Source organism: Vibrio sp. NC2 (assembly GCF_025195005.1).
GTDB lineage: Bacteria > Pseudomonadota > Gammaproteobacteria > Enterobacterales > Vibrionaceae > Vibrio > Vibrio splendidus.
This window is the reverse complement of record NZ_JANVFC010000009.1, coordinates 1-22,746: the sequence shown is the minus strand read 5'-3', so window position 1 is coordinate 22,746 and position 22,746 is coordinate 1. Positions and strand designations below refer to the sequence as shown.

Sequence of the window (22,746 nt, the reverse complement as noted above, 5' to 3'; positions counted from 1 at the left end):
ATTTATCCATTTGTTTTGGTATTTATCCATTTCACCGCTTCTATGTGGAAGCTTTAGCTACTAGATTTAGAGGTTTCTAATGTAGCTTTTGATGGTATTCATTCGGTTTATTGATGTGTGAGATTTATCAGAATTTTTCAGGATAAACTTAGATTATGTCAATTTATGTAATGTTAATATAATTTAATTGAGACATGATTTTAGTAATTGAATTATATGGCTAGATGATGGCATTGATAATATTGTATTTTGAGTTTGCTTTATTTGTATTCTTACGTCTTATTAAATAATGAAATTTTTAGGTGGGAAGTTTTAGATAGCACGAGGATGCTATTTTATTTATATATTTATACCTATCTATTTACGAAAGGTGTTTAACCAAAACACTGTTGATATCTATATCAGACATGCACCTATTTAGACCTTTACAGTCCAATTATAAAAAATAAGATATGAATTAAGTTCATGTTATAATGTAAACAGCACTTAAAGATGTAAGTAGCAACAACTTAACCCTATTCGTATTATTTTTGAACAAATTTATCGTAACCACATGATATTCAAAGAGCTGTCTCGATGGTTTAGCTCTAACTTCTGAATGAGTAAAATCGTTGAGTATTTAACATGCGCCATCAAGTACGACGATTTGAGGTTCTTTTTCTGGTTGATAGAGTACCTGACAAAAGTCACCTTCAGGTGAATAGGTGTAGTTATCTGCGTCAAAAGAGATAGCAGCTACTCTTTCGGCATTGCTGCCAGGATCGACTTCTTTGTTGATCACGTGAAGCTCTGTTCTGTCGATATTGAGCAGTCTTCTTAGTGAATCCACATAAGCTATTGGGTAACCATGACAGACGTAGTAGGTTTCAATTTCCGTTTTTTCTACATAGTTGCACTCTCCCTCAACGCCAGCAATCGCAGACTTGGCGTAGATCATATCGATACCGGTACGTAGGTTACCCGCTACGTCGTGTATTTTACTCGCACGGGCGCTTCCTTGAACGTTTAAGAACTTGACCATAGCCGTGGCAGACAGGATAGCCAAAATTAAGACAGCGATGATAAGTTCTAAGAGAGTGAAGCCGTTTTGTCTTCTCATATTTACCGATTATTTGATCTGATTGAGGGGCTGCATGAGGGTAATCTAAATACCAAAGCCATTACAGAAGGTAGGTATATCTGTTATATGGCTTACAGGTTGATTTTTATCAATAATTACATAATAAACAATGCTTTAACTTCGGTTTGTCGTTGTTGGCCGCAATGTAAGCATACGTAAGCGTTGATGCGGGTATCACTCTCTGGACTACGAAGTGTTCAAAAACTCTAACTTATTGATAAATAAGTTTTTAAATGTCTATTAATCGACCCGTTAAAAATTGTCTTTCGACTTCATTTGACGGGATGGGCTTACTAAACAAGAACCCTTGAAGATACTGGTATCCACAATCGATCAAGAACGCTTTTTGCGTTTCGGTCTCGACGCCTTCAGCAACTACTTTTAGCCCCAGTTTGTCGCAGATGGCATGGGTGGCTTGGACTATTGCTTTGCTCCCTTTGTGCGAACCATGGACAAAACTTTTATCGAGTTTAACAGTGCTAATTGGCAAGTCATGCAACATTGAGAGCGAGGAGTACCCTGTACCAAAGTCGTCAAGGTGAAGTTCTACGCCCAATTTTGATATGTCACTTAATGCTTGTCTGACTTCACCATGCTTGAAGATCATCGAAGACTCGGTGATTTCAAGGGCAACGCTTTGAGGCTGGATATTGTAGAAGTTCAGCATTGCCGATAGCTGTTCGGCAAAGGTAGCGTGCATCTGAATGCTCGAGATATTGATGCTCATCATCAACTCATGATCAAACTCTCGTTGCCACATCGATAACTGTTTGAGTGCGGAATTGAGAACCCATTTTCCGAGAGGAACTATTTGCCCACTTTCCTCCGCTAAGGCAATAAATTCGTCAGGAGCGATGTCACCAAGTTCTTCGTCCGACCATCGAAGTAAGGCTTCAAATCCTTTCACCTTGTCGCTGTTAGTGTTCATTATCGGTTGGTAATGAAGGTTGAGGTCGTCGTTCTCTAAGGCATGCGTGAGTCGATGACGGATCTCTACCTTGCGGTGAAGGGTTTGTGCTAAGCAAGGTGTAAAAGTTTGAAATCGATTTCGTCCATTTGCTTTGGCCATATGCATCGCCATACCCGCTTGCTTGAGCAGTGACTCTTGATCGACGGCATTATCAGGGAAATGAGCAGTACCGATGCTGCAACCAACAGACAAGGTGCCAATCCCTCTGATGTGGAAACTCTTGTTCAAGGCTTCAATAATACGCGAGCAGAGCAGCGGGATATTGTGATTTCGACAGGCGTGGGCAATCACAATGAATTCGTCGCCACCAAATCGACCGATCATGCACGTCTCGTCGACGAGGTGTTTAAGACGTTCGCCAACCTGCTTAAGTAGTTGGTCACCGACACTGTGTCCATAAGTATCATTGACCAATTTGAAGCCATCAAGGTCGACAAACATCAACTCAAAGGGCGAGCGATAGGCAATACTGGTTTCTAGAAGGTTGGTGATCCCACGGCGATTATAAAGCTCAGTTAAACAGTCGTGCTCAGCGTTGTATCTGGCTTTGATCAGTTTCTCTTTTTGTTTAGTTGTACAGGTGAGGTTTAACAGAAGCTCGCTTTTATCAAATAGCCATTTTCCTTGAACGTCAAAGTGATGGGTTTTGCTATCTATTTCGCAGCTGACTTCTTCTAAAATCTCACGGCCTTTACGCGCAGCAAACAACCATTGCGCTGCTGTCTCTTCACTTGAAACGAAGTCGGCTAGGGTACTAAACGGTGAACCATAGTTTTGAAAGAATGCGGAGTTAGCACTCACTACGTGTCCTGAGTTATCAAATAGAAGGGATAGATTTGCGCCATCAGAGCAAGCTAAGTCGTGCTTTAGGCTGCCTTCTTCGGCAATGACTTGTACCAACATTCCAGTTCGACCGTCGGGCAATGGGATCCCAGAAAATAGGCATAATGCACGTTTGGAAATGTAGTTTGGCGTGAAGTTCCACCATGTTTTGATGCTTTCGTTACGTAGAAATTGTCTTTGGTATTCTTCCAGTGTTGCTTCTATCGCTTTTGACATCTCGACACTAAAGTCACGTGATGTCAGCTCAAACATCGACTCAGATTCCCAGAGGGGGAGGGCGTTACTATTTGCCCAAGTTATTCTTTTATTATCAATGTCATATATCCAAATAGGACACTTGAGATGCTCGAAAGGTTGATAATTGGTCATCATATTGAACTCGGTGAACTGATGTGTTGGTCGAACAGTGCCTACCGAGATCATGCATTCAGTAGGCGCTTATCAAATTGAATTCTGGTCTTCAACAGCCGTTAAAAAGCCGTGTTGAAGAAGAAAAAAGTGCTACAGAAAGGAGTGCACTATAGAACCCACAGTTGAAGGCCATCTTTTGACGAATGTTATTTTTGGCGCGACCTGAATGTTTATCCAAGAAATGACCTGCGCTTGAATCGAATTCACTATTTCTTGTTTATTGCTATCAGCTAATAACTGCGTTGAAAATAAAGCGGTGCTGGTCAGTAACAGTGAAAGCGGTTTATTCATCTTAAAGTGGACCCTGTGAGGTAGTGGTGATTAGCAAATGCTGGATCGAATTATCAATTTCATGAATATTACTTGAAGAAGATATTGCTTAATAGCGCCTGCCGAGGCCTTGAAAATGTAAAACACTGGCTGGTGGGTAACGTAATCGATTTCCTTCGACTGTTGAACGCTAGAGTTGGATGTTAAAACTATAAATGTGACATTTGTCAGTGATATTAACCGACAGGTCATTACTATTTGGAGGGTTGATTTGATTGGGTTTTGTAAATGCCTTAAATGTAAGTGTGAGTAAGAAAATAAAGCAAACGTAAGCGTTGTATAGGCAATTAAAATACCGTGAATATCGAGTTATTGATGGCCAACCTTCTTAAACCAAGGCGTACTGGTAGTTAAGCACTGCGTTTTGTAAACGTGTATGTACAAAAGTGATTACAATGTTTTGCGTACGGTAAAAATGAGGCTCGAATCACAACATTGATGATATATGAGCAGTATATATACTGCCCTCGCTTTTAATAAATACTGGTGATAGTAATGTCGAAAACCAAAGTGCTCATTGTCGAAGATGACAAAGAGATAGCTCGTTTAACTACGCTTTATCTAGAAGCTGAAGGCTACGATGTTAGCGTTGTTCATGAAGGGAATTTAGCACTTGAAGCGATCCGCAGTATTGAACCTGATTTAGTGCTGTTGGACTTGATGCTTCCGGGCATGAGTGGCGCTCAAATTTGCCGTCAGGCTCGTGAGTTTTACAATGGAATAATTTTAGTGTTGACCGCCTCTGCCGATGAAATGAGTGAGGTAAGCTTATTTAAGTTTGGCGCGGATGATTACGTTGCAAAGCCTATTCGTGGCCATGCCTTGTTGGCGCGAATTGAAGCGTTATTACGTCGAGCTGCTCCTATTGCTATCGCGCCGGAAAAGACGGCTGAAAAGCAATGCGATATTGTGATCAACAATATTGCTCAAAGTGCCACTCTATATGGGCAAAATCTTAAGCTTACTTCTGCCGAGTTTGAAATCTTAAACCTTCTTGTGAATAACATCTGTCAGGTCGTGACTCGAGACCAGTGCTGTCAGTTGTTTCGAGGAATTGACTATTCGTTTAACGACCGCTCGATTGATATGCGAGTGTCTGGTTTACGCCGGAAGTTACGTATTCACGCAAAAGACAAGCAGTTGATCCGTACGGTTCGCAATAAGGGGTACATGTTGGTTGCGTAAGTTCATTGCTACGAAACTTCGCTCGGTTTCGATGTTTGCTCGTTTATACCTTGGGATTGTGACTGGGATGTCGGCAACGATATTCTTGTTTTTGAACCTTGGTGAAGGGCACATGCGACGTGATGAGATCGAAACGTTCCTTAACGATGGCATTTACTTTGCTGAGCAGTATGTTCGCCAACACCATCAGGAAAACTCGCTATATAAAGAGCTCGATAGAACAGGCTACCAACAATTTTATATCTTCAATTTACGCCTGTTGAAAAATTGGTCGGGAGAGGCACCTTGCCAACGATGTGAGTTATATACGACCTTGAACGGTGTGCCGATATACCTCAGTGACAACAATCTCTATTCGGCGGTGTTTCAGTTACCAAATTCAGAATCTAGCTTTGCGTTCAGTGAGGTAGGGGACTTCTTCTCTCCTGAGATTGAATGGTATGAGGATTCAGAAAGGCACTTTTTGTTAGGGCTGTTACTGGCCGTCATTGTAGCGATTGGCGCAAGTGTTTACTTACCTGTGAGGCGTTTTCAAGAAAGAATAGAGCTATTGGTTGAGAAGCAAAAGCAATTTGGTAAGGGGAAGCTCAGTACTCGATCTGACTTGGATGACATCCACCCCGTTTCTGATTTAGCCAGAAGCTTTAACTTCATGGCTGAAGAGATAGAGAGCAAAGTAAAACAAAGCCATATCTTTGCGCAAGCTATCCCTCATGAGGTACGTACTCCGTTGAGTCGTATTCAGCTGGCGACCGATATTTTGAGAAGGGGAGCTCCCGAGAATCAGCAGGTTCTTTTCGATGATATTGATACCTACATTGAGGATATCAACGAGCTCACCTCAGAAATTATCATGCTGTCGAAATTGAATGTCATGGATAACTCTTTCTTTGAACTGGTAAAAGTAAGAGCGAACTTACTTGAATATTGTTTAGACCGGATTCGTTACTCCGAACTGGATAACGTGACCTTCGAATCAAATGTAACGCAAGATTGCGCCATTAAATGCGACTGCTCGATGGCGCGTTTGGTGTTTGATAACATTCTTAAGAATGCAGGCAATTACACGCAAGACAAAGTATGGATGACTCTGGATGAGAACTCAGAAAATTGGCTGGTTCTCATTGAAGATAATGGTTCTGGAATTCCAGAAGATAGGCGTGACGAAGTATTCCTTCCGTTTTCTCGCCTAGATTCAAGCAGAACGTCGAGTACGGGAGGCTCGGGCTTAGGCCTTGCGATTGCCATTTCGGCGGCTAAGAAGCTTGCTTGGGATATCAAGATCGATGACAGCAATCACGGTGGCGCTAAATTCAGTATCGTGATTCCTAAGGTCGTATAACTGGGTGCTTTAAGATCTACTTAGGCTCGTAAAATAGCAAAGCCACGGTCGAATGCCGTGGCTTTGTTACTTTTAATCTACAGGTGTTTATCGTGAACGTGCTAGCTACTCTCTGGAATTTTCAAATAGCTATCGTTTATCGCTTATCGCTTATCGCTTATCGTTTATCTTTTTGAACGATGCAGGCCATAAATAGCGTGGTCGATGATGCGACCATTCAAGTTCTCGTTACAAGTGATGATGCCTTCCAATGTAAAATGTAAGCGCTCACAAACTTTACGACTACTCATGTTCTCAGTAGCGGCTGATATTTCAATCTTTTCCATATCTAACTCATTGAAAGCAATATCAATCAATTTTTGAACCACACGAGTGACGATGCCTTTGCCTTGTTGAGTCTGTGACAACCAATAACCAATCGTTACCTTCTTGGTATTGTGGTCGATGGTATTGAAGCTGCAGTTACCGACGATCTTTCCTTGATACACGATGGTACATGTCATGCTTTTCCCTTCAGCATAATCGTGTAATGAGCGTTGGATGAAAATCCTAAAATCTTGCTCTGTTTTGCAGTGCGGTGGCCATGCTAACCACTGGCTAAGATACTCATTCTGACTTTGTGAGATTTCCGCATAGTGAGAAGCGAAACTCTCTTCAACCAATGCGATGGATAGTTCGTTATCGATAATCGTTTTAAACATGTCTTTCCTTTTCTTTTGGCTGATGATTTAGTGATTTTTGGTCGGCAGACTATAATGTCGCATGATTTTCAATATGCAACCACTTGTAGCACGGATTTTTCGTGATACGTTAGTTCTATCACGAAACTCATTAAACCTTACAATAGTTGTGTATATAATCATTAGCTATGCATTAGTATTAGCAGCCTAAATATATAAAAACTATAAAAATGCTAGGCTTAAATAATGATTCAACATTGCCAAGAGGTAACCGTAGACCTGAGAAAGGCTCTATTTGGTATTGCTAAGGCGCTTGATAACGTCGGTTTCGAAAGCAAAAACCATGGACAAAGGGTCGGTTATATCGCGTATCGATGTGCACTGAGTGTGGGATGGGAAGAAGAGCAGGCGCAACTTGCGTTTTCATTGGGGTTAATTCACGACTGTGGCGTATCGCAAATTGATGAGCAGCTCAGCTTAACTTCTGGGTTTGTGCCCGACTCGAGCTATCACCATTGTCAAAAGGGCTACCAAATCTTAAAAGAGTGCCCAGTTCTTTCTATATTCGCTAAGCCGGTTCTTTATCATCATACCCCGTGGGTTGAGTTAAAGGCTATTCATATCAGCGAGTTAGAAAAAGAGCTGGCTGCCATCGTAATGCTTGCCGACAGAGTCGATTATCTATACGGCATCACTTCTTCTGATCGTTATGGAAACTTAACACCAGATGGAAAAGCGAGCATTATCGAACGTTTGACTGAACAAGCGGATGAGATGTTCGAAACCAACCTTGTACAACACATGTGTGAGTTGGTCGATCTGGATGATTTTTGGTTCTCGATGGAAATCCCTTACATCGAGAACATGAGGGATAACTTTGAGCCTGTGCCATTCTTCTCTCAGCAAATGTCGCTGGACGAGACGGTGGCCTTTGCCGAATTTATTGCCAACGTTGTTGATACCAAAAGTTCGTTTACCTTTAAGCACTCGTTGAAGGTTGGGCAGCTTTCTGAATATCTCGCCAAGCAGTTGGGTTATTCATACACCACTCAGCGTAAACTCTACCTAGCGGGTCTAGTTCATGACATAGGTAAACTGCAAACACCTAATGACATTCTTCATAAGCCGGATTTGCTGACCGAAGAGGAGTATTGCTGTATTAAACGCCACGCAACGGACACTCGATTCGCACTGCAGGAGCTCTTTAGTTCTCCTCAGGTATGCCAATGGGCATCTAATCATCATGAAAGGTTAGATGGATCAGGTTACCCAATGGGTAAAACGGCGGAAGAGCTGGATCAACCGAGTCGGATCGTCGCTGTGGTAGATGTATTTCAAGCATTATCTCAGTCACGTCCGTATCGTGCTGGTATGACGTTAGAACAGACGATGGCTATTTTGAGAGACCATGTTGAAAACTATAAGTTGGATAGAGAAGTGTTTGAATGTCTTGAAAAACACGCACAGTACTGTTTCGAGTTATCAACTGATAAAAGAATGTACGCGTTTTAACGCTAGTGAATGCTTATTGGTTGTGAGGCGTTGGCGTGATGCACTTGTTAGTCATGCATTTGTAAGCCATACATTTTTGTAAACCATGCCTTTTTGTAAATCATGAATTGGCAAGCCATACGTTTCAATTCACGCTATAAATCAATGACTAAGCACCAGAAACAGAAAAGCGATAGCCTCGGCTATCGCTTTTTTAATAGGGGCTTTCAGGAGATAAACATCAGTAGGAACTAAAGGTTAAGGCCTAAAAATTGAAGCTAGTATCGTTTTAAGATCTCGATGATCTCTTGCTCTGTTTCCGCTGCGATAATGGCATCAATGTCATCATCATTTTGGAACAACTCTGATAGCGCCATAATAGTATGGATATGGCTATCTGAGTCCATCGCTGCCAGAGTGATTGAAAGGTAAACGTCACCGTTGTCTTCCGACTCTAAATCAACACCCTTCTTGAACACCGTCACTTGCAGAGATGCTTCGTTCACACCATCTTCAGGACGAGCATGAGGCATCGCAATCTTTGGTGCTAGAACATAGTACGCGCCAATGTCCTTGTGCTTTTGTTTGATAGCTTCAACATAGCTTGCTTCAATTTTGTTGCTTGCTAGCAGTGTTGAACAGGTTAAATCAATCGCAGCATCAACCGTTAGGTTTTCTTCAGAGTTGATGATAACGCCTTGGTCACCGATTAAATCGAATAGGCTCATGAAACAATCCACCCTAGAATCAGACCAACTACACCGAAGTCGAAGTCAGCAAACGTTGTCGCTTCAAGACCAAGGCCACCCAGTACAGGAAGTAGTAGCATTGGTAGGAAAGAGATACACAGACCTTGCGTGAATGAACCTAGAATTGCACCGCGTAGACCGCCTGTCGCATTACCGTAAACGCCTGCTGCGCCACCAACGAAGAAGTGAGGAACAACACCGGCAACAATGATTGTCCAGCCAAGTGCACCTTGTACTGCCATTGCTAGTAGACCAGCAGCGAAAGAACAAAGGAAACCGATAAGTACCGCGTTTGGCGCTACAGGGAATACCATTGGGCAATCTAGAGCAGGTTTTGCACCCGGAACTAGTTTGTCAGAAATCCCTTTAAATGCAGGAACGATTTCAGCAATTAGCATCTTCACACCTTGCAATACGATGTAAACACCACCTGCAAAGATTAGAGATTGCATGAAGGTAAACACAACCCAGTTTTGACCGCTTGATACTGTTTCTACAAACTCGCCGCCCGCAATAATAGACGCAAGCATGAAGAAGATTGCCATTGTTGTTGCTACCGCTACTGGCGTATCACGTAGGAACATTAAGCTCTTAGGAACTTGGATGTCTTCAGTTGTTTTCGATGTGTCACCGAACTTGCTACCAATATAGCCAGATACGATGTAAGAAAGGGTAGAGAAGTGACCGATAGCAAGTTGGTCTGTACCCATTACTTTTTCTGTGTACTTTTGACCAAGGGCCGGCATCACAACCATCAGTGTGCCCACTAATATTGCACCAATAGCGACCAGAGCAGTACCTGTAATACCCGCTGTCGATAAAATCACAGCAACGAGCATAGACATGAACATTGTGTGGTGACCCGTTAAGAAAATATATTTTAAAGGAGTAATACGAGCCAATAAAATATTCACAACGAATGCGAAGAACATAATTAGAGCCATTTCATAACCGAATGCTTCTTGTGCTAATGCCACAATTGCTTCGTTATTTGGAATAACACCACTTACGCCGAATGCTTCTGTAAATACCACTGAGAAGTTATTTAGTGCGCCAACAAGAGCACCAGCACCAAAACCTAAAATTAGGAAACCCATTACGGTTTTAATGGTGCCTTTTAAAATGGTTGAAATATCTGCTTTTTGTGCGACAAGGCCAATGAAAGCAATTAAACCGACCATGATTGCTGGCTCTTTTAATAAGCCGAGCATGAATTCGAAAAAATTTTGCATAATTTTGACCTTACATGAAAGTTTTTAGTTGTTCTTCGATTGATGCTTTGTCAAAAATATTTTTAAGACTGATGATGTTCTCTTTTCCACCGTCTTTCAGTTGGTTAGCAACGTCTGTTGCCGCGACCCAAATATCCGCATTGCTTGATGCTGCAGAAGATAGATCTTCGTGATCAATCTCTGCTTCGAAACCGATTTTTTTAGCCACTTCTTTCACTGCCATTTCCATCATTAGTGAAGTACCAAGGCCGTTACCGCAAACTACAAGAATCTTTTTCATAATATTTGTCTCAATTGGATTTTAGGGGTTGAGAAACTGCGTTCTCTTATTGTGTGAGAGCATAATAATGGAAATATTCAGATTTCAATAAGATCCCCATCACAAAGCTAAAATGAGATTGTGATGGAGATCTCGTTAATTTGTGTTAAAGATCCAGAGTGAGACTTTGATCAAATTTAACTTTTCACTCGAATATGCAACGTATCTTATTGAGAAAGGCAGGAGTAAATGTATTTATTTTTCGGAAGGCAAATATTTAGAGGATCTGTGAAATAAAATAGATAACTAATCGTATCGACCGTAATCGGTAAGCATTTTCTTAAGCATACTATTGACGTCTTTGGTCTTTTTATTTCTTTTTGTTAATTGACTGAGAGAGGTTGGTTTTGGAGCCTCAGTTTTATCATTCTCAACATCTTCGACCTTATCTTTCATTTTTTGTACGGCTGGTAATAACATTCGAATTTCTTCGTTATTAGTATTGGTTAATACCACAATATTTTCAGATTCAACTTGGGTAATGGTCAATATTCCATGCTTAACGGATTCAACCTTTTCACCAATCATAATCGATTCAGGTGCGACAGAGCGATCAGTTAACTGACCTGTACGTAATTTCGCCGCACTGATAGCGCGGATATTTCCGGTGTTTTCAAACGCGACAATAACAGTATAGGTATTATAATATTCAACTACTGTCACATAGCCATGTCTATTTGTTTTGAATTTAGCTCCATTGTTCATGTCGTGCGGAGCTTCCATTTTCTTCAAGTGTTTCCTCTCTTAGTCTCGATGGCTGTTATATCTAATCAGCTCTATTAGTATTTTATAGATAATTATTTGGTGAGATCACACAAAGTATATACGCATCTAAACTTAAGATGAATCTTGAAGTATCGGGAAATGAGGTAGAGCACAGAAAAGTAGTAAGAATCACACAGAATTAACCGAGTGATTACGCTCGTACGTTTAAAGGCTTAACATTACAAATTCAACTTCATACAGGTTGTTTACAGTTTTTATGCACACAAATGACGATAAACACAGCGTTTTGTTTAATCCTTGACCGCGCGATCGTTTGCGTCAAAAAATGTGATGAAAGTCTCACTTAACTGTTTATACTTCTTTTCCGGTTTTAAGCCGGTGCTTAGCCAATACAAGCCGTCACATGGATATGTGAATGACCCCACGGACCGGACCAGCTACGTTCCACTGCTTGTATAAGGTGATTTTTACATGAACAACTCGTTGTTACAGTCGCTAACGTTGTTAGCTCCTTCATCGCGTAGCGTTTTGCTTGCGGTTCTTTGTCCTATTCCTTTGATGTCATTCGTTTGGCTCATGTTCACTCTTTAAGGATTACTAGGACACATTATGAATATTCTATTTGGTCTTGTCGGTGTTATTGCACTGATTGCTTGCGCATGTCTGCTATCTGAGAGTCGCTCTTCTATTAACTGGAAAACGGTCTCTCGTGCATTATTACTTCAAATCGGCTTCGCTGCTTTGGTGTTGTATTTCCCTTGGGGACAACTGGCGTTAACCAGCCTAAGCAATGGCGTTTCGAGCTTGCTTGGTTTTGCAGACGTTGGTATCGCTTTCCTATTTGGTGATCTGGCTACTGAAGGTTTCATTTTCGCGATTCGCGTACTTCCAATCATTATCTTCTTCAGTGCTTTGATCTCTGCGCTCTATTATTTAGGCGTTATGCAGAAAGTGATTCAAGTTCTTGGTGGAGCGGTGCAAAAACTGCTGGGCACCAGTAAAGCTGAATCTCTAGTTGCAACAGGTAATATCTTCCTTTCTCAGGGTGAGTCTCCTCTTCTTATTCGTCCCTTTTTAAAGTCTATGACTCGTTCTGAACTGTTTGCTGTAATGGCAGGCGGCATGGCGTCAGTGGCCGGCAGCGTGCTGGGTGGCTATGCAGGATTAGGTGTTGAGCTTAAATACCTTATTGCAGCAAGCTTCATGGCGGCTCCGGGCAGCCTGTTGATGGCGAAGATCATTGTTCCTGAGCGTAGTACTCCGAGTGACTACGACCACATTGAGCTAGATAAAGCTGACCAAAGCAACGTGATCGATGCATTGGCAAGTGGCGCAATGAACGGTATGAAGGTGGCGGTCGCTGTCGGTACTATGTTGGTTGCATTCGTGAGTGTGATTGCAATGGTGAACACGGGTTTAGAAAGTCTAGGCGAAATGTTCGGTTTTGCGGGCATTACCCTGCAAGCTATCTTCGGTTACCTATTCTCGCCTCTTGCATGGTTAATTGGTATCCCGAGTGATGAAGTATTAATGGCAGGTTCTTACATCGGTCAGAAGATCGTAATGAACGAGTTTGTTGCTTTCATCGACTTCGTTGAGAACAAAGCTCTGCTATCTGAACATAGCCAAGTCATTGTGACTTTTGCATTGTGTGGTTTTGCCAACATTGGTTCTATCGCGATTCAATTAGGTTCGATTGGTGTTATGGCACCAGAGCGCCGTGCAGAAGTGGCAAACTTAGGTTTGAAAGCGGTAGCGGCTGGTACGTTAGCAAACCTAATGAGTGCATGTTTAGCGGGTATCTTCATCCTGCTTTAAGCTAGATTCAGTTAAAGTAGCTAGATTCAATAAAAGCGCTTAAATTTAGTAAAAGCGGGTATCTTACTTACGGAGTTTACGTAAGAAGGGTATCCGCTTTTTTGTGCCTGCTGGTTAGGTTGATTCAGATTCAAACCACCACTTTCATTACTCTGTCGTGTATAAGGCTCACTCGGAAGAGTAATAGAGCAAGCTCCTTTTATCCGATATACTTGAATATCATTAGGTTGCGATTAATATCGTTCGGTTTCGATTAAGCACATTCGATTTCGATTGAGAATATTCGGTTTCGATTAAGAATATTCCGTTCCGACTAAGAATACGGCAACCAAGTCCAATAAATCAAAGGTCTCCCCATGAACATGCGCGTTCTCATCGGTCTTATCACTGCCTTCATCGGCTTGTTTGCGATGGTTTATCTTATTGCTGGTGGTACTCAGTTCCCTATCTCTCAGTGGCCGCAAGAGGCTTACCACGGTTTAGTCTTCAGCATCGTATGGGGCACTGGTGTAGCCGCATCGGTGGGGCATTTCTTCTCGGCATTGGTGTTTGTGACCATTGCAGTGGTTTGCTATGCGGTCGGTTATAAAATCGGTGGGCTCTTCTCAAGCAAATCAGAAGCGTAAATTAGAAGTTTAAACGTACGCTCTATGCATTTTCTTTAGGGTTAACGTTCGCCTTAACCCTCTCTTAACCTCCCGCTCGTTATCTTGTCTCCATTCTTACAGGAGACAAGAAGATGAAATTGAATCTTCCTTTAAAACATTCCCTTATTTCACTTGCTCTAATCGGGTTGATCGGTTGCACGACAACCAGTCAGGCTGACTTTGTTTCGTTAGCAGAGCAAAGCACTAGCCAGACACAGCAAAGCTTGCTTTCAGAGCTGATCCAACAAACCTCTGAAGAACAGGCTTTGAACCAGCATGCTTCTAATGAACAAGAGTTAGATACAGAGAATCTACAACTCACCGATTTAGTGAATGCACCAGAACTCGATCTCTATATCGAGCGCGCTCTGCAGAACAGTCCAAGCCTTCAACAAAGTATCACAGCACTCAAAATAGCTTATGCGCAGCAAGGTGTAACTTCAGGTGATCGCTTACCAACCGTCGATGCGAGCTTTTCTGGTCAAGCTGACGAAGGCACTAACGGCTCAAGCACCACTGAAACCTACACCACGGATGTCACGGTCGGTTGGGAGTTGGACTTATGGCAGAAATTAGCAGACACAAACAACGCCGCTTTGAAAGATATTGCGACGTCTCAGGCTAACCTTCAGGGCGCTCAAGATCTTTTGGTCGCGAGTGTGATGAGAGGTTGGCTTGATATCAGTTTGAAGCAACAGCTTGTCGATATCGAATCGCAACGTTTGGTGATTCTAGAAAACAACGAAGAACTTGTTTTAGAACGTTATCGCGCAGGGCTAGGTAGCCTTGAAGATCTAGATAATGCAAAAACGAGCAGCGCATCGACTCAAGCAACTTTGGCCGATTACCAAGAGCAACTGGCACAAAGTCGACGCGCGTTAGTTTTGTTAACGGGACAGTGGAGTGGGGAGTCTGATGAGGCGTCTCTCGTTGAGCTCGGTTCATTTCCAACCATAATCAATCCGCTAGACAACATGCCGACGCAAGATCTGGCAGGGCGTCCGGATCTTCAAGCAGCTTTCTTCAATATTGAAGCAGAAACATTGCGTGCTGATGCTGCGTACAAAGCGATGCTGCCTTCGATCAGTTTATCTGCAAGCCTAACCGATATGGCGGAATCTCCGAGTGAAGCCTTGTTGACTGGGCCTTTGTGGAGTGCGCTTGGTCAAGTGTCGGCACCACTGTTTCAGGGTGGCAAGCTGAAAGCACAGGCTGAGATTGCAGATCTAACCACAGAAACCAGCTACTGGGCTTACCAAGAAACTCTGTTGAATGCGGTGAATGAAGTGGAAAACGCAATGGGTCAAGAGTCGTCATTAACGCTTCAACAGCAACATCTAACGAACGCCTTGGTGAGCGCACAACGCAGCTTCACCAGTTATGAAGAGAAATACCGTCAGGGTTTGGTCGACATTTTTGATTTACTTACTGTTCAGCAACAAACCTATGATCTTGAAGCGCAGCTAACACAAACCATCTATAACCGTCTCGTAAACCGAATTGATTTAGGCCTAGCTCTGGGCTTAGGAGTATCTTCATGAAACTGAACACCATCACAATTGCAATCACCCTTGTTGCTGGTTCAAGCATTTTTGCTGCCCTCGCTTACAACGGTTCACAAACAGAGCCTACTCCTCAAAAGACGAATGAATTAACGGTTTCAGAGTCTCAAGTCATGGTTGCTGAAACTAAGTCTATTGGGACTAAGTATATTGGAGCTAAGTCTGTTGAAACGACCACCTTAGCAGCCTCACAACAACAGCAAGTGTCTGTCGTACTTGCCACTCTCGGTGACTACCAAGCGGAAGTGGTGGGCTACGGAGAAGCGAAGTCTCGCTATGAGTTGATGTTTTCAACAGAAGTTAGTGGCCGAGTAGAAACGATCAGCTCGCAGTTCGAAACCGGGCAAGTGATTGGCCAAGGTGAGGTGATCGCCAATATCGACTCGACCAACTATCAACAAGCGGTTACACAAGCGAAAGCGAATGTTGCCCAAGCTCAACTGGATTTATTGGAAGAGCAGAGACAAGGCGAACAAGCTAAGTCTGAGTGGCAACGCTCTGGTTTGTCTGGCGAGCCGGATTCACCTTTGGTGTTGCGTGAACCACAATTGGCACAAGTAACCGCTGCCTTAGAGAACGCCAAGCTTGAATTGGTGAAGGCTGAGCAAGACCTCGAAAAAACAACCTTGGTTGCCCCTTTTGATTCGTTGGTCGTGAGCCGTGATGTTCAACCGGGAAGCTACGCACAAACGGGCGCTCAGATAGCCACGTTATACAGCGTTGATGAGGTTGAGGTCTCTGTTCCTTTGTCTGAAAGCCAATGGTTGAGCTTACCAAACAGCGATAACTCGCAATTGAAAGAGCAGCCGTGGCCAGTGACTCTGTCGAGTTCTGATGGTCAATACCAGTGGCAAGGTTATGTCGAGCGAGTTGAGCAACATTTACAACAAGACACACGTCAACGTTCACTGATCGTGAAAGTCGATAACCCTTTGGAGCAAGAGAAAGATCTTTATCCAGGCACATTCGTACAAGCGACGATCTCGGGTAAGCAATTAAACCAATTATGGGAGCTTCCAGCCTCAGCTCTTTCTCAGCAAGGTGACCTGTGGTTTGTGGATGATAGCGGTCAACTTTCGAAATCAAACGCGAATGTTGAGTTTGAAAAGGGCGGTTTGATTTACATCGACCCAACCAAACTGAGCAACTCTACCGAGCTAAATAGCCTTACAGAATCAAATAGTGACAGTGTGCAAGTGGTCAAGCGTCCATTAAGCAGCTTTAAATCAGGCGTGGTTGTGCTGGCTAAGGCGGAGGGTTAGTTATGTCTAACGAGCTGAAACCTAATAACCAAGCGCAATGTGATCACCAAGTACACAGTAACCAGACGTCGAGTAAGTCACATACTGGCGTAATCGCGTGGTTTGCTAACAACTCTGTGGCAGCGAACTTACTGTTAGTGGGCGTGATCATCATTGGTGTGTTGTCGCTTAACACGTTACGTAAAGAAGCATTCCCGAGCCTAGAACCCGATGTTGTCACTGTTTCAGTGACTTATGACAGTGGTGACCCTGTTCAGGCGGAAGAAGGCCTTGCGATTAAGATTGAAGATGCGTTAGAAACCGTACCGGGCATTAAGCGTATTACGTCAACTTCCGACGCGAATGGCAGTCACGTTTCGATTGAGAAAACGAGCACCTATGACCTTGATACCCTGTTAACCGACGTTAAAACTAAGGTTGATGCGATCAATAACCTGCCTGCAGGCGCTGACAATCCTGTGATTGATAAGGCTCGCATGCAAGATCATGCTTTATGGGTGCAGCTCTATGGTGACGCAGACCGAGCAACGTTGCAGAGTTTAGCCGAGCAACTTAAGTCGGACTTACTGAGCCAATCGGCGATTCGTGATTTGGAAATCAAAGCCAAAGCCGATCCTATGATCTCGGTTGAGGTTGATGAGAACAAGCTCCAAGCTTATGGATTAACACTGACTGACGTTTCTGAAGCGATCAATGCGGAATCTTCTGCAGCTATCTCGACCAGCCTTCGCAATGGTGAAAAAACGGTTCGTTTGAAGGTATCTGAACAGGCGTACGAACTGCAAGATTTCAACGCGATTCCGGTGATGACGACAGCTGATGGTACGCAAATAACACTGGGTGACATTGCCAACGTTGAAGACATGTTTGCCGACGATACCTTCGTGCTTTCTCGTTATAACCAACAGAATGCGATGGCGATTCAGATCGTGATGGATGAATACGGAGACGTCGTCAGCATCGTTGAACAGGCTCAACAAGTGGTGGATCGCTGGGAAAACAGCAACATGCTGCCTAATGATGTCGAGATTGAAACTTGGTACGACAAAAGCACCATGATCAAAGACCGCTTGAGCCTGTTAGTGAAGAACGCGCTCACCGGTATCGCTTTGGTATTCATCGTGTTAGCGGTGTTTCTCAACGTGCGTGTCGCTTTCTGGGTAGCTGCGGGCTTACCGTTCGTATTCTTTGGCACCATGTTCTTCATGACAGACACCTTTATGGGGTTAACCATCAATGAAATGACCACCTTTGGTTTCATTATGGCGCTCGGGATAGTGGTCGATGATGCGGTGGTGGTAGGGGAGAGTATCTACTCCACACGCAAAGAAGAAGGCGACTCGATCGGCAGTACTATTCGAGGCACCATGAAGGTGGCATCACCGACTATATTTGGTGTGTTGACGACGGTTGTTGCCTTCTTAGCGCTAGCTAACGTTGAAGGTAAAATGGGGCAGATTTACGCTCAGTTCGGTACGGTCGTGACTATCTGTTTGTTACTGTCTTTGGTTGAGTCTAAGTTCATTCTTCCATCGCACCTCGCGCACATTAATACCAAGCGTAGTGAGAAAAAGGGGCTGTGGGCTCGTGTTCAACATGCTGCCGATACTGGGCTAGGTTGGTTTAATAAGCGCATTTATTGCCCTGTGATTGAATGGGCGCTGAAACTGCGTTATGCCGTGGTGATGGTTTTCTTGTCGCTACTAATATTAGTAGCAGGATTACCAATGACAGGCGCGGTTCGTGTGGCGTTTTTCCCTGATATGCCGGGCGACACCGTGACTGCTGATATGTCAATGCAAAACGACGCGAGCTTTGGTCAAACCCAGCAAAACTTATTAGTGCTTGAAGCGGCGGCAACACAAACAGATGAAACTCTGAGAGCGCAATACGGTGCTCAAGATGAAGCATCGGAACTGCTGAGCCTTCAGGTTATCGCCGATGCTGATGATTCTGGCCAAGTGAAAATTGAATTAGATAGCGACAGTGTCTACACATCGAACGAGTTTGCAGATGCGTGGCAAGAGACAGTGGGCACGATGGAAGGGGTTAAGAAGCTCAAAATCTTGTCTAAAATGGAGATGGTCGACAACTTCAAAGTCGAGCTAAAAGCGTGGAATGAAGAATCAGTTTCGGCGGCGGGCAATGAGTTCTTAACCAAGCTGCAAGCTATTGACGGTGTGAGTGGCATTGATCATAACTTGGATCTGGGTGAACCTCAGTATCGTTTCGAATTAACACAGCAAGGTCGCGCGTTGGGGTTTGATACTGCAAGCCTTTCGCAACAAGTACTGCAAGCGTTTGGTGGTGATATTGTTCAGCAGTTCCAACGTGGTAAAGATGAGGTGAAAGTTCGAGTTCGTTACCCAGAGTCGGATCGTCAAACCATTGCGGATATCAAGCAATCGAGCGTGAGAACCAACGACGGTACCGTGGTGCCTTTGAGCACAGTCGCTAAAGTATATTCTGATTACCAAGTATCAGAGATCACGCGCATTGATAGCCAACGTGCGGTGTACATCAGCGCTGTATTAGACAAAGAGGTGGTTGCACCTGCAGAGCTTGTTCATCAGTTGCAAGACACATTAGTACCCGATTTAGAAGCGCAATATCCGGGGCTAACGGTCGACTTTGCTGGCGAAACGGAAGAGCAAGAAGAAACCGCGAGTTCAATGATGAGCATGTTTGTACTCGCCATGATTGCTATCTACACGCTGCTTGCTATCCCGCTGAAGTCTTACATTCAACCGGTGATCATCATGACGGCGATTCCATTTGGTATTGTTGGAGCAATCTTAGGGCACTGGTGGAATGACTTAACAATCAGTATCCTATCGTTAAACGGTATCCTTGCGTTGAGTGGCGTGGTGGTGAATGACAGCTTGTTGTTGGTTTCTCGTTTCAATGAGCTAATCAAAGAGCAGGGCAAGTCGGTTCACGATGCGATTGTTGAAGCGTGTTCTGGTCGACTAAGAGCCGTGTTACTCACATCTGTCACCACGTTCGCAGGTTTGACGCCACTATTAAGTGAAACGTCTCTGCAGGCTCAATTCCTGATCCCAGCAGCGGCGGCATTAGGTTACGGCATTTTGTTTGCGACGTTTATTACACTGATTCTGACGCCAGCATTACTAATGATTCAGTGTGAGATTAAGTCTCTGATTCTTAAAGTCACAAATCGAGTCAAAGGCGTTGAACAAACGGCTTAACAATGGCTAAGCTAATGATGATATCTAGGCTGATGAATACCGAGATATCATCAGCTGCATCGGTCTAGGTTCGTTACAGGTCAAGATATTAAAGAGCACGGCATAACAAGCCACACAACAACTAAAATAGAGGTCGTCACGATGGCAGAATCCGTCACTAATAAACTCACAGATAAGCTTCAATTGCTTTTGGTTGAAGACGACCTTGATTTAGCCACTGCTGTTATTGATTACCTCGATTTAGAAGACATCCAGTGTGATCATGCAGCAAATGGTTTAGCTGGACTCAATCTCATAGAAACTAATCGCTATGACGCAGTAATTCTCGATCTCAACTTGCCAAAAATGAATGGCTTGCAGGTTTGTGAGAATCTCAGAGCGCGGGGTATTGATACACCCGTTTTGATGCTGACGGCGCGTGATACGCTCGATGATAAACTGACAGGCTTTTCAAAAGGGGCCGATGACTACTTGATCAAACCATTTGCGATGGAAGAGTTGATTGTTCGAGCTCAAGTATTGGCAAAGCGGCGCAGTGGTCAGGTTAGCCGCTTATCGGTGAGCGATCTCGAGATCGACCTTAAACAGCATCAAGCGTATCGTGCGAACTCACCTCTCAAGCTTTCCCCAACTGCGCTCAAAATTTTAGAAGTTTTGATGCGATCTAGTCCTAATCCTGTTTCACGAGAGACGATCATGCAGGGCGTGTGGGGCGACGACCAACCAGACAGTAACAGCTTGAAAGTACACATCTTTAATTTGCGTAAACAAGTGGATGCAGAACAAGACAATAAGCTACTGCATACTATTGCGGGCAAAGGTTTTGCGATTAAGGAGTTACGACAAGAATGAAGATCAGACCGAGTTTAAGGATCTACGTCTTATTGGCGATTCTGGTCACTGGCGTGACGACGATTCTGGTTCTTTCTGCATTGAGCGTAAATTACTTTGTCTCTGGGATGGATATCGCTATGCGTGGCTCTATGATTGCCCAAGCGCAACAAGATGCGGTGAAGCCGGGCAAGCCTATGACCAATCAAGAATTTACGGTGGCGACCCAATGGAGCGACTTGCCACAAGGTATTCAGAACAACCTTAACCAGAACGAACTGCAATTCAACCGCATGACCAAAATGATCATTGGCAAATCTATATTCTCACCTCCCGAGAAAGGCTATTTCGCCATGAAGGTAATGAAAGGTGATGAGGTTCGTTATGTTTCTGCGGTGTTTACGCAAAGGCATGATCAATTTATGAAAGATGACGGGCTTCCGCACTTTGTGATGATTTTATTGACCGCATTGGGTGCGATTGTATTGTTTTTCGTTATCTTGGTTTTGGTGTTACGTAAGGTGGCATCGCCTGTTGAGCAGCTAAAGAACTGGGCCAAATCGTTAGATAAAGATAACCTCAATGAACCGACACCAGATTTTCACTTCAGTGAACTGAACACCTTGGCTCACATCATTCGTGATAGTTTGAGTTCGGTTCAAAACAGCTTAGAACGAGAGCAGAAATTTTTGGGTTACGCGAGCCACGAATTACGTACCCCTATTGCTGTCACAAGAACCAACAGTGAACTGCTAGAGAAGCTGATTCAAAAGGGTAAGAGCCCAGAAAAGCAGCTTGAAGTGATAGACCGAATTAAGCGCGCGGGTTTCACCATGACAGACCTGACAGAAACTTTGTTGTGGCTCACCCGACAACAAGACAAAGACCTGCCTCTGGAAAACGTACATCTTGGCGAACTGTCGCAACAGATTACCCACGATTTAAGCTATCTATTGAATGGTAAAGCGGTGGTTGTGAATCTTGAAAGCGACGACACACAATGCCAGTTACCAGCTGGACTAACCCGAATCGTGCTGACCAATTTGATTCGCAATGCTTTCCAGCACACAGGAAGCGGTACCGTGGATATCGTTCAAGTGGGTTCAAAAGTCACCATTGTTAACAACAACACTGATGGCACGGTAGAAGACAATCATTTGGGCTTTGGTCTAGGGTTAGAGCTCACCGAAAAGCTGCTTGCGCAATATCAATGGCAGTACCATAACCAAGAGCTGGCTGGTGGCCGTGAAGTGTGGGTGGATTTCTCGTAATGCACTGGCGTGATCGTTTTAAGGTGTATTGGTATCACCGAAAACAGACTAACCGCTCGAATGGCGACAAGGCCAAAGCTCTCGGTTGGACTAGTGAAGAGAGTCAATTGTGTCGCTTTGAAGTGATCGCTCGCTCGGCTGATTTCGAAAAGAAGCGTGTTTTAGATTTGGGTTGTGGCTATGGCGAGTTGTTTGAACTGCTCGACAGCATCTATCGAATTCAATCTTACACCGGCGTTGACCAACATGCAGGCTTTCTAAAAAAGGCTAGGCAGAACTACACAGAAGATCGTTGTCAGTTTTTGTCGGGTGACATGAGCAAAATGAACCTTGAGGCGCATGATATTGTTATCGCTAGTGGTTCACTGAACTACATCTCTCGTGATCCTGACTATCTGACAAACATGATTACTCGTATGTTTGAGTTGGCGAATCAGACGGTGATTTTTAATCTTCTCAATTCAAGCCAATATCCTTCACGTAATACCTTGATGAGTTATCACCCTCAAGGTGTCTATCGTTTCTGTAAAACCCTCTGTGATGACGTCTCTTTAATAGAGGGCTACGCAGAAGGGGATTTCACGATAGTGATGAACAAGGTCTGCTCCTAAACCTAAACCTAAACCTAAACCTAAACCTAAACCTAAACCTAAACCTGAGCCAGAGCGAAGTGTAGTGGTCTAATGATCCCGGACACCAAATTAGGTGGTAAAGTCTCCACCATAAATGAGGTGTTCAATGACAAAAC

At 43.7% G+C, this 22,746-nt stretch carries 18 protein-coding genes; 11 read left to right on the top strand and 7 right to left on the bottom strand.

The window, feature by feature from the left end:
* Window positions 1–619 precede the first annotated feature (619 nt).
* Window positions 620–1,099: a type II secretion system protein gene (locus NX845_RS13410; RefSeq protein WP_017079599.1), complete on the bottom strand. Its 480-nt coding sequence runs from the start codon at window positions 1,097–1,099 to the stop codon at window positions 620–622.
* Between the two features lie 250 nt (window positions 1,100–1,349).
* Window positions 1,350–3,356, bottom strand: coding sequence for a bifunctional diguanylate cyclase/phosphodiesterase (locus NX845_RS13405; protein WP_017094707.1), 2,007 nt, complete (start codon window positions 3,354–3,356; stop codon window positions 1,350–1,352).
* An 813-nt stretch (window positions 3,357–4,169) separates the two neighbouring features.
* On the opposite strand from NX845_RS13405, the gene NX845_RS13400 reads away from it, so the two are divergent.
* Both NX845_RS13400 and NX845_RS13395 read left to right on the top strand, forming a co-directional pair.
* Window positions 4,170–4,859, top strand: coding sequence for a response regulator transcription factor (locus NX845_RS13400; RefSeq protein ID WP_029405918.1), 690 nt, complete (start codon window positions 4,170–4,172; stop codon window positions 4,857–4,859).
* A complete protein-coding gene (locus tag NX845_RS13395) occupies window positions 4,852–6,201 on the top strand; it encodes a HAMP domain-containing sensor histidine kinase (protein WP_017094705.1) in 1,350 nt (449 codons plus the stop codon). Before NX845_RS13400 ends, NX845_RS13395 begins: the two co-directional genes overlap by 8 nt.
* A gap of 164 nt (window positions 6,202–6,365) precedes the next feature.
* Here NX845_RS13395 and NX845_RS13390 read toward each other — a convergent pair whose 3' ends face one another.
* On the bottom strand, window positions 6,366–6,902 hold the full coding sequence (locus NX845_RS13390; protein ID WP_065682290.1) for a GNAT family N-acetyltransferase: 537 nt from the start codon (window positions 6,900–6,902) through the stop codon (window positions 6,366–6,368).
* Window positions 6,903–7,127: 225 nt separating this feature from the next.
* Between NX845_RS13390 and NX845_RS13385 the strand changes: the two genes are divergently transcribed.
* Complete coding sequence (locus tag NX845_RS13385) at window positions 7,128–8,393, top strand: HD-GYP domain-containing protein (RefSeq protein ID WP_017079603.1); 1,266 nt, start codon at window positions 7,128–7,130, stop codon at window positions 8,391–8,393.
* A 257-nt stretch (window positions 8,394–8,650) separates the two neighbouring features.
* Here NX845_RS13385 and NX845_RS13380 read toward each other — a convergent pair whose 3' ends face one another.
* The 4 genes from NX845_RS13380 to NX845_RS13365 form a co-directional block, all read right to left on the bottom strand.
* Window positions 8,651–9,100, bottom strand: a complete 450-nt coding sequence (locus NX845_RS13380) for a PTS sugar transporter subunit IIA (protein WP_004729965.1) — start codon at window positions 9,098–9,100, stop codon at window positions 8,651–8,653.
* Window positions 9,097–10,353: a PTS ascorbate transporter subunit IIC gene (locus NX845_RS13375; RefSeq protein ID WP_102457944.1), complete on the bottom strand. Its 1,257-nt coding sequence runs from the start codon at window positions 10,351–10,353 to the stop codon at window positions 9,097–9,099. Before NX845_RS13375 ends, NX845_RS13380 begins: the two co-directional genes overlap by 4 nt.
* 10 nt (window positions 10,354–10,363) lie before the next feature.
* Complete coding sequence (locus NX845_RS13370) at window positions 10,364–10,633, bottom strand: PTS sugar transporter subunit IIB (protein ID WP_004729968.1); 270 nt, start codon at window positions 10,631–10,633, stop codon at window positions 10,364–10,366.
* A 285-nt stretch (window positions 10,634–10,918) separates the two neighbouring features.
* Window positions 10,919–11,395 (bottom strand): hypothetical protein, encoded by a 477-nt coding sequence (locus tag NX845_RS13365; RefSeq protein ID WP_004729970.1) that lies wholly within the window; start codon window positions 11,393–11,395, stop codon window positions 10,919–10,921.
* A 612-nt stretch (window positions 11,396–12,007) separates the two neighbouring features.
* Between NX845_RS13365 and NX845_RS13360 the strand changes: the two genes are divergently transcribed.
* From NX845_RS13360 to NX845_RS13325, 8 genes are all read left to right on the top strand, one after another.
* Complete coding sequence (locus NX845_RS13360) at window positions 12,008–13,216, top strand: NupC/NupG family nucleoside CNT transporter (RefSeq protein ID WP_004729974.1); 1,209 nt, start codon at window positions 12,008–12,010, stop codon at window positions 13,214–13,216.
* A 356-nt stretch (window positions 13,217–13,572) separates the two neighbouring features.
* Window positions 13,573–13,842 carry a hypothetical protein gene (locus NX845_RS13355; protein ID WP_017085400.1) on the top strand — a complete coding sequence of 90 codons (270 nt, stop codon included), beginning with the start codon at window positions 13,573–13,575 and terminating at the stop codon, window positions 13,840–13,842.
* A gap of 113 nt (window positions 13,843–13,955) precedes the next feature.
* Window positions 13,956–15,404: a TolC family protein gene (locus tag NX845_RS13350; RefSeq protein WP_065682292.1), complete on the top strand. Its 1,449-nt coding sequence runs from the start codon at window positions 13,956–13,958 to the stop codon at window positions 15,402–15,404.
* Window positions 15,401–16,687, top strand: a complete 1,287-nt coding sequence (locus NX845_RS13345) for an efflux RND transporter periplasmic adaptor subunit (RefSeq protein WP_065682293.1) — start codon at window positions 15,401–15,403, stop codon at window positions 16,685–16,687. Before NX845_RS13350 ends, NX845_RS13345 begins: the two co-directional genes overlap by 4 nt.
* 2 nt (window positions 16,688–16,689) lie before the next feature.
* Entirely contained in the window at window positions 16,690–19,896 is a 3,207-nt protein-coding gene (locus NX845_RS13340) for an efflux RND transporter permease subunit (protein ID WP_065682294.1), read from the top strand.
* A 141-nt stretch (window positions 19,897–20,037) separates the two neighbouring features.
* On the top strand, window positions 20,038–20,748 hold the full coding sequence (locus NX845_RS13335; protein ID WP_054542448.1) for a response regulator transcription factor: 711 nt from the start codon (window positions 20,038–20,040) through the stop codon (window positions 20,746–20,748).
* Window positions 20,745–21,998 carry a HAMP domain-containing sensor histidine kinase gene (locus NX845_RS13330; protein ID WP_065682295.1) on the top strand — a complete coding sequence of 418 codons (1,254 nt, stop codon included), beginning with the start codon at window positions 20,745–20,747 and terminating at the stop codon, window positions 21,996–21,998. The genes NX845_RS13335 and NX845_RS13330 overlap by 4 nt, the downstream gene beginning before the upstream one ends.
* Complete coding sequence (locus tag NX845_RS13325) at window positions 21,998–22,609, top strand: trans-aconitate 2-methyltransferase (RefSeq protein ID WP_065682296.1); 612 nt, start codon at window positions 21,998–22,000, stop codon at window positions 22,607–22,609. The genes NX845_RS13330 and NX845_RS13325 overlap by 1 nt, the downstream gene beginning before the upstream one ends.
* The last annotated feature ends 137 nt before the right edge of the window (window positions 22,610–22,746 follow it).

Excerpts from the sequence above, each read along its gene's own strand:
- NX845_RS13410 (WP_017079599.1), bottom strand. The coding sequence starts at position 1,099 with ATGAGAAGACAAAACGGCTTCACTCTCTTAGAACTTATCATCGCTGTC.
- NX845_RS13405 (WP_017094707.1), bottom strand. The coding sequence starts at position 3,356 with ATGATCTCGGTAGGCACTGTTCGACCAACACATCAGTTCACCGAGTTC.
- NX845_RS13400 (WP_029405918.1), top strand. The coding sequence starts at position 4,170 with ATGTCGAAAACCAAAGTGCTCATTGTCGAAGATGACAAAGAGATAGCT.
- NX845_RS13390 (WP_065682290.1), bottom strand. The coding sequence starts at position 6,902 with ATGTTTAAAACGATTATCGATAACGAACTATCCATCGCATTGGTTGAA.
- NX845_RS13385 (WP_017079603.1), top strand. The coding sequence starts at position 7,128 with ATGATTCAACATTGCCAAGAGGTAACCGTAGACCTGAGAAAGGCTCTA.
- NX845_RS13380 (WP_004729965.1), bottom strand. The coding sequence starts at position 9,100 with ATGAGCCTATTCGATTTAATCGGTGACCAAGGCGTTATCATCAACTCT.
- NX845_RS13375 (WP_102457944.1), bottom strand. The coding sequence starts at position 10,353 with ATGCAAAATTTTTTCGAATTCATGCTCGGCTTATTAAAAGAGCCAGCA.
- NX845_RS13370 (WP_004729968.1), bottom strand. The coding sequence starts at position 10,633 with ATGAAAAAGATTCTTGTAGTTTGCGGTAACGGCCTTGGTACTTCACTA.
- NX845_RS13365 (WP_004729970.1), bottom strand. The coding sequence starts at position 11,395 with ATGGAAGCTCCGCACGACATGAACAATGGAGCTAAATTCAAAACAAAT.
- NX845_RS13360 (WP_004729974.1), top strand. The coding sequence starts at position 12,008 with ATGAATATTCTATTTGGTCTTGTCGGTGTTATTGCACTGATTGCTTGC.
- NX845_RS13355 (WP_017085400.1), top strand. The coding sequence starts at position 13,573 with ATGAACATGCGCGTTCTCATCGGTCTTATCACTGCCTTCATCGGCTTG.
- NX845_RS13350 (WP_065682292.1), top strand. The coding sequence starts at position 13,956 with ATGAAATTGAATCTTCCTTTAAAACATTCCCTTATTTCACTTGCTCTA.
- NX845_RS13345 (WP_065682293.1), top strand. The coding sequence starts at position 15,401 with ATGAAACTGAACACCATCACAATTGCAATCACCCTTGTTGCTGGTTCA.
- NX845_RS13340 (WP_065682294.1), top strand. The coding sequence starts at position 16,690 with ATGTCTAACGAGCTGAAACCTAATAACCAAGCGCAATGTGATCACCAA.
- NX845_RS13335 (WP_054542448.1), top strand. The coding sequence starts at position 20,038 with ATGGCAGAATCCGTCACTAATAAACTCACAGATAAGCTTCAATTGCTT.
- NX845_RS13330 (WP_065682295.1), top strand. The coding sequence starts at position 20,745 with ATGAAGATCAGACCGAGTTTAAGGATCTACGTCTTATTGGCGATTCTG.
- NX845_RS13325 (WP_065682296.1), top strand. The coding sequence starts at position 21,998 with ATGCACTGGCGTGATCGTTTTAAGGTGTATTGGTATCACCGAAAACAG.